This window comes from Niveispirillum cyanobacteriorum (assembly GCF_002868735.1).
In the GTDB taxonomy this organism is placed as follows: domain Bacteria; phylum Pseudomonadota; class Alphaproteobacteria; order Azospirillales; family Azospirillaceae; genus Niveispirillum; species Niveispirillum cyanobacteriorum.
In genome coordinates this window covers 855,388-867,115 of the sequence record NZ_CP025613.1, presented here as the reverse complement: position 1 = coordinate 867,115, position 11,728 = coordinate 855,388, and the positions used below count along the sequence as shown (strand labels likewise).

Sequence of the window (11,728 nt, the reverse complement as noted above, 5' to 3'; positions counted from 1 at the left end):
GGGGGCGACCCTCTCACCCTCAGCGCAGGCTGAACTCCACGGGCAGGACCAGTTCCATCTGGTCCTGTCCCAGTTCCGGGGGGATGGGGGGAAGCGGCTGGGCACGGTCCAGCAGCTCCTCCGCCTCCCGGTCCAGTGCCTCTACCCCGCAACCGCGTTCCAACTGCTGTGACAGGACGCGGCCATTGCGGTCCAGGGTCAGGCGGACCCAGGCGGTTCCCTGCTGCCGCCGCTGCCGCGCACTCATGGGATAGCGCTTGTGCTTGCCCAGATGCGCCATCAAACGCCCCTGAAAGGCGGCCAGGGCGTCGGGCGGTGGCCCGGCGGGGGCACTAGCCTGCGGGGCCGGTGCCGTTTCGGTCAGGGCCGGGGCCGGTGTGGCGATCGGTTGCGGCGGCAGTTCCGCCACGGGTTCGGTGCGGGGAGCGGGTCTGGGCGGCGGTGGCGGCAGCTTTGCCACGGCACGCGCGATCACCGGCGGCGGCTTTGGCGCCGGTGCCTGCGCCATCGGTTTCGGTGGTGGCGGGGGAGGGGGCGGCGGCGGCGCTGGCGGGGCCAGGTCCAGCAGCAGAGCCGGGGGCGGTGGTGGCGGCTCCATCGGAGCTGGCGCATGGGGTTTCAGGGCGACGAACCCGGCCACGGCCAGATGCGCCCCGACCGCCAGGGCAAAGGCCAGGGGCCAGCGCATACCGCCGGCGGGCATGGCCGCCAGACCGGTCACGGTGCGGCCCCCACCGCGGCCCCGTCCAGACCCAGCAGCGCCACCTTCAGATAGCCGGCATCGCGCAGGTTGTTCATCACCGCCATCAGGTCGCCATAGGCAACGGTTTTGTCAGCGCGCAGGAACACGCGCTGTTCCCTGTCCCCGCCCGTGGCGGCGTTCAGGGCGGCGGCAAGCGCGTTGTTGCTGGCCACCGGCGTTTCATCGATGGCCAGCGACAGGTCGGCCTTCACCGACAGGAACAGGGGCTTGGGCGGACGCTCGGCCTGGGGCGCGCTGGACGCCGGCAGGTCGACGGGCACATCGACGGTGGCCAGCGGGGCCGCCACCATGAAGATGATCAGCAGCACCAGCATCACATCAATGAAGGGCGTGACATTGATCTCGTGATTTTCCGACAGGTCATCATCCCCGCCGGTGCGCAGCTTGGTGGCCATTGTCCTTACTCCGCAGCGCGCAGGCGCGGCTTCACCCCACGCCGGTCCAGATCCCGCGACAGCAGACGCAGGACGGCGGCGGCAATGTCGCCCACCTGGGCACGATAACCGCCGATGCTGCGCGTCAGGGCGTTATAGACCAGCACGGCGGGGATGGCGGCCACCAGACCGATGGCTGTGGCCAGCAGCGCCTCAGCGATGCCCGGCGCCACGACGGCCAGATTGGTCGTATGGCTTTCGGCGATGCCGATGAAGCTGTTCATGATGCCCCAGACGGTGCCGAACAGGCCCACGAAGGGGGCGGTGGCGCCGATGGAGGCCAGGACGCCGGTGCCGCGCGCGCTGGCCCGTGCCGTCGCCGCCTCGATCCGTTCCAGCCGGCTGGCGGCGCGTTCCTTGATCCCCTCGGGCGGCAGGTCAGCCGATTGCTCCATCTCCTCCAGCACAGCATGCAGCAGGGGGGCCGCCGGGTCGCGGCCATCATTCAGGCCGGCAGTGGCATCCGCCAGGCCCCGGACACTGTCCAGCCGGGCCAGCGATGCAGCAGCCCGCCGCTTGGCCGCCGACAATTCCAGCAGCTTGGCAATGAAAATGGTCCAGGTGGCGACCGACGCCCCGGCCAGCCCAATCATCACCGATTTGACTACCCAGTCGGCGGCCATGAACATGCCCCAGGGCGACAAGGCGTGGCCGCTCAGCGACGGTTCCGCCAGCGCCGGCCCGGCCAGCAGCCCCGAAAGAGCCGCACCCGCCACGATCCACCCGAATTTCCGCTTCGCCATCGCAGGCCCCCAAAAGGAAACATGTCCCGATCTGGTGGTACTGCACATGCGATTGAGTTGCAACTGCGTTCGCGGCGCATGTGTCGTGCCGAAACGTCGCGCCTGAGATAGGCCCTCGGGACCAATAGCCATGGACCATGGCTATTGGTTGTTACCTGTTCCCTCAGGCGCGGGCCGCCCGTCGGCGACCTCCAAGGGGCATGGGTCATACCCCTTGGCATAAAAGGAAAAGCCCGGTCGATGTCCCGACCGGGCCCTTTTTAGGTTCGGAGAATCTTAAGATGGCGGGATCAGGCCTGGATATCGACGATCTGGCCACGGCCACCGGTCGCCGCGGGACGGGTTGAACCGCTCCCCGCCAGCAGGTTGGTCACCTGCTGCGACTGGTCAGATGAGGCACGGACCTGTTCGGTCTGAAACTGCTGCGTAATATTCAGCTGTTTCAGGGCCGTGGCATAGCCGGCAGAGCTGCTGACTTCCATGTGCGTGTCTTCCGTCTGGTCGTGAACCGGTGATTGCCCACCGGGACTGTTCCTACATCAAACAATATAGGATGGTTCCAGATGGAATCCAAGCCGCGACCTGTTCCATTGGCATAGTCCGATGGGAAAGGAGGTGCGATCAGCCCAACGTGCTCATGATCGAGAAGCAGAGCGCGTCCCCCTGGGCGTGGATGGTTTTCAGCGCATCCTTGGGCAGAGGGATTTTTTTGTCGCGGCAATAGGCGACCATCAGGCGAGCCAGCTGGTAGCTTTCCACCTCCAGCTCCGACCGGCCGCCGCCGCCGGCCGCCTCGCTCTGGATGCGGATGGAAGGCGGGGGACCCTCCACCACCTGGATGCGGGTGATGCGGCGGGCAGGATCGAACCCGTCAAGCGGCACCGACTGAAAGACAAGCTTCAGTTCGTCATTGGAGAAGATGATGTGACGGATCTCGGTAATCATGGCCGTTCTTTCCGTTCCCGTCTCAGCCCGTACGCTTTTTCTGGCGACGACGATAAATGGTGCAGGGATTTATTTCCAGTAAAGCCGCCGCACGGGTGATATTGCCGTGACACAGGCGGATGGCTTCATCGATCGTTTCTTCCTCCACCTGCCACAGCGGGCGGATACGGCGTTCATCATTCTGCCAACCGTCGGCAGTGCCCGATGCCGGTGGCGGTGCAGCGGGCGTGGCCGGGCCAATGCCGGGAATGGGCACACCCGGAATGCCAAGGCCCCCGAATGGTCCGGACGGCGGGGCGGCTAGGGCGGGGAAGGCCTGCCCGATCTGGCTGGCCAGGGGGCCGGCAACCGCTGCCCAACGCGGATCATGCAGAATCGGCGGCACGATCATGGTCGGCTTGTTCAGGGGCGGGGGCAGCATGAAGGGCTTGATCTCGTCCCCGTCATTCAGCACCACGACATTGCGCACAACATTCAACAACTGCCGGACATTGCCGGGCCAGGCGTAGGTCTGAAGGATGCCCTCGGCTTCCTTATCGAAGCCCTTGAAGGATTTACGCTCCTCCCGCCCATATTTTTCCAGGAAATGGCGGGCGATCAGCAGGATGTCGTCGCCGCGCTCGCGCAGTGCCGGCAGTTCGATGGAGATCACCTGCAGGCGGTAGAACAGATCCTCGCGGAACCGGCCCGCCTGCACCTCGGCGTATGGATCGCGGTTGGTGGCGCAGACGATGCGCACATCCACCGGCTCCAGCTTCTCGCTGCCCACCTTCTTGACCATGCCGGTCTGGAGAAAGCGCAAAAGCTTGGCCTGCAGGGACAGGTCCATCTCGCCGATTTCGTCCAGGAACAGGGTGCCGCCATCGGCCTGCAACGCCGCACCGGCATGGTCGGTGCTGGCCCCCGTGAAGGCCCCCTTCACATGGCCGAAAATCTCCGACTCCATCAGGTCCTTCGGAATCGCGGCACAGTTGATGGCGATGAAGGGACCCTGGGCGCGGGGGCTCCGTCGATGGATGGCCTCGGCGCAAACCTCCTTGCCGGTACCGCTTTCGCCGGTGATGAAGACGGTTGCCTTGGATGGTGCTGCCGCCTCGATCAGGCGGTAGGCCGCCTTCATGGGCGGCGACGCACCGATGAAGCCGTAGAAGGAATATTCGGTGACGGCGGGTTCCGCGGCTGCGGCCTTGGCGCCCTTGGCTTTCGACGTCTTGCCCCCGGCCTCACGCGTCGGTACCGGCTGGGCCAGGACCGTGGAGACAGCGCCGCGCAGCCGGTCGGTGCCCACCGGCAGTAGCAGTACATCGGCGGCCCCCGCCCGCATGGCATCAACGGCCACCTGAACCGACCCTTGTGCCGTCAAGGCGATGGCGCGGGCGGCCAGGCCCGCCTGGGTTAGGTCACGCAGCAGGTCTATGCCGGGGCCATCGGGTAGCTGCAGATTGACCAGCAGCAGATCGGTGCCGCCGGAGGCCGCCAAGGCCTTTCGCGCCGCCGCCCCGCCATCGACAACGGACAGGGCATGCCCATCGCGCTTCAGTGCCGTCACATAGGCATGTGACAGGGATGGAGCCGGCTCAATGATCAGGATACGGGCGGGTTCAGTCAGCATGGAAGGATGATTGCATGGGGCGTTGCGTTCAGCAAGGACGTCTTGCTGAATGATAGAAGGTGATTGCAAAAGGCAATGGATAGTGTTTCCAGACAGGACATACGGGGGTGTTTCCATGTTCGGCGTCCAGGGAAACAGCCGGTTTCAGGCAACTGGCCCGTGATTTGCTGTGCTGATACCGGATTTAGAGGCGATGAAAGAAATCGCCACAATCGTTAGCCGTCAAGGGCCACAGCCCGGATGGTTATGCCGACGCCGCAGGGCGAGATGATCCGGTTGGATCGTTTCCACTGCGCCGCCTTACCGGCAGCCCCGCCGCCGGGCCCACTTTTCGGTTCAGGGCAAAGATGCGGTACCTTGTCGGCACGGCGGCCCGCCCCGGTCGCCGTGCCGGACTTTCTCCGATCAATCCTGATCCTCTTCCTCCGGCTCCTCCCCATAGGGGAAGCGGGGCTGCTCGCCCATGCTACTGCTGAAGCGCCATACCTTAGGTTCATCCAGAACCAGGGTGCCGCGTTGCAACTGGTCCATGATGGCTGTGGAAATCCCGGCCTGCAGCCGTGCGGCCCAGGGCGCCATCGCCGCCGCCCCGTCGCGCAGATAAGCGGGGGAGTAGAGCGCGTGTGCGATGCCGTCCGCATGGCTGGTCAGGAAGGCGACGATCAAGGTAGCGCATTCGGGCGGCGGCAGCACAGGTTCGATGCCGGCTGCGGCTGCAGCCAACACGGGATAGAGCAGGTGTGACCGCTCATCCAGCGTCGGATCGCGGGACAGGTTATCAGCCACACGGGAAAGATAGGCCGCCTTGGCGGCAGGCAGCTCCCGCAGGGCCATGTCGAGAATCTGGCGATGATGCATCGGTGCCCGTCGGGGTAATTGGCGATGCTTTATCCTGACCGACGCGCACTGTCAGGGCAATGTGACCCATCGTATGGGCCCCGCACAAAAGGAAAGGGCCGGGCCTGTCCCGTGGGACAGGCCCGGCCCTAGCCAGGATCAAGCAGGTTACATGAACAAGGCGTTGATTTGAGCGGAGGTCATCGACGACACCTGCGTGGAGGTGAAACCAGCGATCTGCGTGGTGTTCATCGCCGCGATATCCGTCGTCTCCAGACCACCGACCTGGGTGGTGGACAGCGACGAAATCTGCGTCGTGCTCAGCCCCACGATACTAGTGGTCGTGAAGGCACTGATCTGCGCCGAGCTCAACACACCCAGTTGCGTTGTGGTCAAACCCGACACGAAGGTGGAGGTGAAGACCGGGAACTGTCCGCCACCCGTCAGCTGAGCTACTGCCGTGGTGCTGAAGTTGGCGACCTGGGTTGTGGTCAACGCCGCCAGCTGCGTGCTGTTCAGAATGGTGGCCTGTGCCGTTCCCAGAACCGCGATGTCGCTGGTTTCCAGCGCCCGGATCTGGGTTGTGCTGAACTGGCCGACCTGGGTGTAGGTGAAGGCGGCGACCTGGGTCGTCGTCAAGCTCTGAACCAGAGTGGCTGTCAGCCCCGTAAGCTGCGTGCTGGTCAGTACTGCGATGTCAGTTCCTTCCATACCAACCACCTGTGTCGTGGTCAGGGCCGCAATCTGGGTGGTTGTCAAGCCGCCGATTTGGGTGGTGGAGAGGGCGGCCAGATCGGTGGTCTCGATGCCACGCACCTGGGTGGTGGTCAGCGAGGCGATCTGGGTCGTCGTCAGGACACCGACCTGGGTGGTGTTCAGGCCAGCGATCTGGGTCGTCGTGAGGGCACGGAACTGGGTCGTGGTCAGGGCCGCCAGATCGGTGGTCTCAATGGCCGCGAACTGCGTGCTGGCCAGAGCCACGATCTGTGTCGTGGTCAGGGCCACGATCTGGGTCGTGGACAGGGCCTCGATGTCCGTGGTTTCCAGTCCGCTGATCTGGGTGGTGGTCAGCGACGCGATCTGGGTCGTGGAGAGGCCACCGATCTGGGTGGTGGAGAGAGACGCCACCTGGGTGCTGTTGAGGCCACGGACCTGGGCGGTGCCCAGCTGACCGATCTGGGTGGAGGACAGGGCATTGACCTGGGTCGTGGTCAGGCTGCCGACCTGTGCGCTCGACAGGACATTCAGCTGGGTGCTGCTCAACACCGCCAGATCAGTGGTCTCGAACCCGCCGACCTGTGTCGTAGTCAGGGCCACAATCTGGGTAGTGGTCAGAGCGCCGATCTGGGTGGTGGAGAGGGCGGCCAGATCGGTGGTCTCGATGCCACGCACCTGGGTGGTGGTCAGCGAGGCGATCTGGGTCGTCGTCAGGACACCGACCTGGGTGGTGTTCAGCCCGGCGATCTGGGTCGTTGTCAGGGCACGGAACTGGGTCGTGGTCAGGGCCGCCAGATCGGTGGTCTCAATGGCCGCGAACTGCGTGCTAGCCAGAGACACGATCTGGGCCGTGGTCAGGGCCACGATCTGGGTCGTGGACAGGGCCGCGATGTCCGTGGTTTCCAGCCCGCTGATCTGGGTGCTGGTCAGCGACGCGATCTGGGTGGTGGAGAGGCCACCGATCTGGGTGGTGGAGAGAGACGCCACCTGGGTGCTGTTGAGGCCACGGACCTGGGCGGTGCCCAGCTGACCGATTTGGGTGGAGGACAGGGCATTGACCTGGGTCGTGGTCAGGCTGCCGACCTGTGCGCTCGACAGGGCATTCAGCTGGGTGCTGCTCAACACCGCGAGATCAGTGGTCTCGAACCCGCCGACCTGGGTGGTGGTCAGGGCCGTGATCTGGGCGGCGGTCAGGCCGCCGATCTGGGTGGTGGAGAGGGCGGCCAGATCGGTGGTCTCGATGCCACGCACCTGGGTGGTGGTCAGCGAGGCGATCTGGGTCGTCGTCAGGACACCGACCTGGGTGGTGTTCAGGCCAGCGATCTGGGTGGTCGTGAGGGCACGGAACTGGGTCGTGGTCAGGGCCGCCAGATCAGTGGTCTCAATGGCCGCGAACTGCGTGCTGGCCAGAGACACGATCTGGGCCGTGGTCAGGGCCACGATCTGGGTCGTGGACAGGGCCGCGATGTCCGTGGTTTCCAGCCCGCTGATCTGGGTGCTGGTCAGCGACGCGATCTGGGTCGTGGAGAGGCCACCGATCTGGGTGGTGGAGAGAGACGCCACCTGGGTGCTGTTGAGGCCACGGACCTGGGCGGTGCCCAGCTGACCGATCTGGGTGGAGGACAGGGCATTGACCTGGGTCGTGGTCAGGCTGCCGACCTGTGCGCTCGACAGGGCATTCAGCTGGGTGCTGCTCAACACCGCCAGATCAGTGGTCTCGAACCCGCCGACCTGAGTGGTGGTCAGGGCCGTGATCTGGGCGGCGGTCAGGCCGCCGATCTGGGTGGTGGAGAGGGCGGCGAGATCGGTGGTCTCGATACCACGCACCTGGGTGGTGGTCAGCGAGGCGATCTGGGTCGTCGTCAGGACACCGACCTGGGTGGTGTTCAGCCCGGCGATCTGGGTGGTCGTGAGGGCACGGAACTGGGTCGTGGTCAGGGCCGCCAGATCGGTGGTCTCAATGGCCGCGAACTGCGTGCTGTTCAGAGACACGATCTGGGCCGTGGTCAGGGCCACGATCTGGGTCGTGGACAGGGCCGCGATGTCCGTGGTTTCCAGCCCGCTGATCTGGGTGCTGGTCAGCGACGCGATCTGGGTGGTGCTCAATCCGCCGATCTGGGTGGTGGAAAGAGACGCCACCTGGGTGCTGTTGAGGCCACGGACCTGGGCGGTGCCCAGCTGACCGATTTGGGTGGAGGACAGGGCATTGACCTGGGTCGTGGTCAGGCTGCCGACCTGTGCGCTCGACAGGGCATTCAGCTGGGTGCTGCTCAACACCGCGAGATCAGTGGTCTCGAACCCGCCGACCTGGGTGGTGGTCAGGGCCGTGATCTGGGCGGCGGTCAGGCCGCCGATCTGGGTGGTGGAGAGGGCGGCGAGATCGGTGGTCTCGATGCCACGCACCTGGGTGGTGGTCAGCGAGGCGATCTGGGTCGTCGTCAGGACACCGACCTGGGTGGTGTTCAGCCCGGCGATCTGGGTCGTCGTGAGGGCACGGAACTGGGTCGTGGTCAGGGCCGCCAGATCGGTGGTCTCGATAGCCGCGAACTGCGTGCTGTTCAGAGACACGATCTGGGCCGTGGTCAGGGCCACGATCTGGGTCGTGGACAGGGTCGCGATGTCCGTGGTTTCCAGCCCGCTGATCTGGGTGGTGGTCAGCGACGCGATCTGGGTGGTGGAGAGGCCACCGATCTGGGTGGTGGAGAGAGACGCCACCTGGGTGCTGTTGAGGCCACGGACCTGGGCGGTGCCCAGCTGACCGATCTGGGTGGAGGACAGGGCATTGACCTGGGTCGTGGTCAGGCTGCCGACCTGTGCGCTCGACAGGGCATTCAGCTGGGTGCTGCTCAACACCGCCAGATCAGTGGTCTCGAACCCGCCGACCTGGGTGGTGGTCAGGGCCGTGATCTGGGCGGCGGTCAGGCCGCCGATCTGGGTGGTGGAGAGGGCGGCCAGATCGGTGGTCTCGATGCCACGCACCTGGGTGGTGGTCAGCGAGGCGATCTGGGTCGTCGTCAGGACACCGACCTGGGTGGTGTTCAGCCCGGCGATCTGGGTCGTTGTCAGGGCACGGAACTGGGTCGTGGTCAGGGCCGCCAGATCGGTGGTCTCGATAGCCGCAAACTGCGTGCTGTTCAGAGACACGATCTGGGCCGTGGTCAGCGCCACGATCTGGGTCGTGGACAGGGTCGCGATGTCCGTGGTTTCCAGCCCGCTGATCTGGGTGGTGGTCAGCGACGCGATCTGGGTCGTGGAGAGGCCACCGATCTGGGTGGTGGAAAGAGACGCCACCTGGGTGCTGTTGAGGCCACGGACCTGGGCGGTGCCCAGCTGACCGATCTGGGTGGAGGACAGGGCATTGACCTGGGTCGTGGTGAGGCTGCCGACCTGTGCGCTCGACAGGGCATTCAGCTGGGTGCTGCTCAACACCGCGAGATCAGTGGTTTCGAACCCGCCGACCTGGGTGGTGGTCAGGGCCGTGATCTGGGCGGCGGTCAGGCCGCCGATCTGGGTGGTGGAGAGGGCGGCGAGATCGGTGGTCTCGATGCCACGCACCTGGGTGGTGGTCAGCGAGGCGATCTGGGTCGTCGTCAGGACACCGACCTGGGTGGTGTTCAGGCCAGCGATCTGGGTCGTCGTGAGGGCACGGAACTGGGTCGTGGTCAGGGCCGCCAGATCGGTGGTCTCAATGGCCGCGAACTGCGTGCTATTCAGAGACACGATCTGGGCCGTGGTCAGGGCCACGATCTGGGTCGTGGACAGGGTCGCGATGTCCGTGGTTTCCAGCCCGCTGATCTGGGTGGTGGTCAGCGACGCGATCTGAGTGGTGGAGAGGCCACCGATCTGGGTGGTGGAGAGAGACGCCACCTGGGTGCTGTTGAGGCCACGGACCTGGGCGGTGCCCAGCTGACCGATCTGGGTGGAGGACAGGGCATTGACCTGGGTCGTGGTCAGGCTGCCGACCTGTGCGCTCGACAGGGCATTCAGCTGGGTGCTGCTCAACACCGCGAGATCAGTGGTCTCGAACCCGCCGACCTGGGTGGTGGTCAGGGCCGTGATCTGGGCGGCGGTCAGGCCGCCGATCTGGGTGGTGGAGAGGGCGGCGAGATCGGTGGTCTCGATGCCACGCACCTGGGTGGTGGTCAGCGAGGCGATCTGGGTCGTCGTCAGGACACCGACCTGGGTGGTGTTCAGCCCAGCGATCTGGGTCGTCGTGAGGGCACGGAACTGGGTCGTGGTCAGGGTCGCCAGATCGGTGACCTCAATAGCCGCGAACTGTGTCGTGGTCAGAGACACGATCTGGGCCGTGGTCAGCGCCACGATCTGGGTCGTGGACAGGGCCGCGATGTCCGTGGTTTCCAGCCCGCTGATCTGGGTGCTGGTCAGCGACGCGATCTGGGTGGTGCTCAATCCGCCGATCTGGGTGGTGGAGAGAGACGCCACCTGGGTGCTGTTGAGGCCACGGACCTGGGCGGTGCCCAGCTGACCGATCTGGGTGGAGGACAGGGCATTGACCTGGGTCGTGGTCAGGCTGCCGACCTGTGCGCTCGACAGGGCATTCAGCTGGGTGCTGCTCAACACCGCGAGATCAGTGGTCTCGAACCCGCCGACCTGGGTGGTGGTCAGGGCCGTGATCTGGGCGGCGGTCAGGCCGCCGATCTGGGTGGTGGAGAGGGCGGCGAGATCGGTGGTCTCGATGCCACGCACCTGGGTGGTGGTCAGCGAGGCGATCTGGGTCGTCGTCAGGACACCGACCTGGGTGGTCGACAGCCCGGCGATCTGAGTGGTGGTCAGCACCCGGAACTGGGTCGTGGTCAGGGCCGCCAGATCGGTGGTCTCAATGGCCGCAAACTGCGTGCTAGCCAGAGCCACGATCTGGGCCGTGGTCAGCGCCACGATCTGGGTTGTGGACAGAGCCGCGACGTCGGTGGTTTCCAGCGACTGCACCTGGGCGGTGCTCAGCGTGGTGATCTGGGTGGTGCTCAATCCGCCGATCTGCGTCGTCGAGAGATTGGCGATGTAGGTGCTGTTGAGGCTGCGAACCAGCGTGGTGCTGAGGCCGGAAACCTGAGTTGTGGTGAGCGCAGTGAACTGCGTCGTGCTCAAACCCGTCAGGTTGGTCGTCGAGATTGCATTCAGCTGGGTGCTGGTCAGCGCGGCAACGGTTGTCGTTGCAAGTCCCGAGAGCTGCGTTGTGAGCAGCCCCGCCATCTGCGTCGTTGTCAGAGCCCCGATTTGGGTGGTCGACAGCGCACTGGTCTGTGTTGACGAGAGTTGACGAAGGTCTGAAGTCGTCCAGTTGCCGATTGCTGTCGTGCTCAGCTGGCCGATCTGAGTAGTCGAGAGAAACGAGAGGATCGACATGGCTAGGACTCCAGAGCATGAAAAGTGGATCTACGGAAACCTTCCCTGCCTGGAAGATCTCCTTCTCGATTAATCCGAAATTGTCATGCAAGACATATGCCGAATTAACCGAAGCCCACGCAATCTGGAGCCGACAACCGGAAAGGTACCCAACCGCGGACACGCACAAAAAGGCGCAGCCGCATGGCCGTGTTCAATCCCCTTTTGGTATAGGCGCCCAAATTTTTTGGGTCAGTGTGGATAGAATACCCATCGTGAGGAGGAGTCAAGTTACATTCGGTGTACCCCCCACGAAACGCGCCGCGACCTGTGT

Annotated in this window: 8 protein-coding genes; all 8 read right to left on the bottom strand. The window is 65.0% G+C overall.

Going from position 1 to position 11,728, the window contains the following annotated elements:
• Positions 1–19 precede the first annotated feature (19 nt).
• Positions 20–721 (bottom strand): energy transducer TonB family protein, encoded by a 702-nt coding sequence (locus C0V82_RS24535; RefSeq protein ID WP_102115025.1) that lies wholly within the window; start codon positions 719–721, stop codon positions 20–22.
• Positions 718–1,158 carry a TonB system transport protein ExbD gene (gene exbD, locus C0V82_RS24530; RefSeq protein ID WP_102115024.1) on the bottom strand — a complete coding sequence of 147 codons (441 nt, stop codon included), beginning with the start codon at positions 1,156–1,158 and terminating at the stop codon, positions 718–720. Before exbD ends, C0V82_RS24535 begins: the two co-directional genes overlap by 4 nt.
• 5 nt (positions 1,159–1,163) lie before the next feature.
• Positions 1,164–1,940 carry a tonB-system energizer ExbB gene (exbB, locus tag C0V82_RS24525; protein ID WP_281493033.1) on the bottom strand — a complete coding sequence of 259 codons (777 nt, stop codon included), beginning with the start codon at positions 1,938–1,940 and terminating at the stop codon, positions 1,164–1,166.
• A 290-nt stretch (positions 1,941–2,230) separates the two neighbouring features.
• The gene (locus C0V82_RS24520) at positions 2,231–2,422 is read right to left on the bottom strand and encodes a hypothetical protein (protein WP_102115022.1); all 192 of its coding nucleotides are present in this window, start codon (positions 2,420–2,422) and stop codon (positions 2,231–2,233) included.
• Between the two features lie 139 nt (positions 2,423–2,561).
• Positions 2,562–2,885, bottom strand: a complete 324-nt coding sequence (locus C0V82_RS24515) for a hypothetical protein (protein ID WP_102115021.1) — start codon at positions 2,883–2,885, stop codon at positions 2,562–2,564.
• A gap of 22 nt (positions 2,886–2,907) precedes the next feature.
• Positions 2,908–4,497, bottom strand: coding sequence for a sigma-54-dependent transcriptional regulator (locus tag C0V82_RS24510; RefSeq protein ID WP_102115020.1), 1,590 nt, complete (start codon positions 4,495–4,497; stop codon positions 2,908–2,910).
• Positions 4,498–4,902: 405 nt separating this feature from the next.
• Positions 4,903–5,355 carry a hypothetical protein gene (locus C0V82_RS24505; RefSeq protein ID WP_102115019.1) on the bottom strand — a complete coding sequence of 151 codons (453 nt, stop codon included), beginning with the start codon at positions 5,353–5,355 and terminating at the stop codon, positions 4,903–4,905.
• A 147-nt stretch (positions 5,356–5,502) separates the two neighbouring features.
• Positions 5,503–11,415: a beta strand repeat-containing protein gene (locus C0V82_RS24500; RefSeq protein WP_158660180.1), complete on the bottom strand. Its 5,913-nt coding sequence runs from the start codon at positions 11,413–11,415 to the stop codon at positions 5,503–5,505.
• Positions 11,416–11,728: the final 313 nt, after the last annotated feature.

What these genes read in the sequence shown, in the direction of transcription:
- C0V82_RS24520 (WP_102115022.1), bottom strand. Translation starts at nt 2,422, where the DNA reads ATGGAAGTCAGCAGCTCTGCCGGCTATGCCACGGCCCTGAAACAGCTG.
- exbD (WP_102115024.1), bottom strand. Translation starts at nt 1,158, where the DNA reads ATGGCCACCAAGCTGCGCACCGGCGGGGATGATGACCTGTCGGAAAAT.
- C0V82_RS24500 (WP_158660180.1), bottom strand. Translation starts at nt 11,415, where the DNA reads ATGTCGATCCTCTCGTTTCTCTCGACTACTCAGATCGGCCAGCTGAGC.
- exbB (WP_281493033.1), bottom strand. Translation starts at nt 1,940, where the DNA reads ATGGCGAAGCGGAAATTCGGGTGGATCGTGGCGGGTGCGGCTCTTTCG.
- C0V82_RS24510 (WP_102115020.1), bottom strand. Translation starts at nt 4,497, where the DNA reads ATGCTGACTGAACCCGCCCGTATCCTGATCATTGAGCCGGCTCCATCC.
- C0V82_RS24505 (WP_102115019.1), bottom strand. Translation starts at nt 5,355, where the DNA reads ATGCATCATCGCCAGATTCTCGACATGGCCCTGCGGGAGCTGCCTGCC.
- C0V82_RS24515 (WP_102115021.1), bottom strand. Translation starts at nt 2,885, where the DNA reads ATGATTACCGAGATCCGTCACATCATCTTCTCCAATGACGAACTGAAG.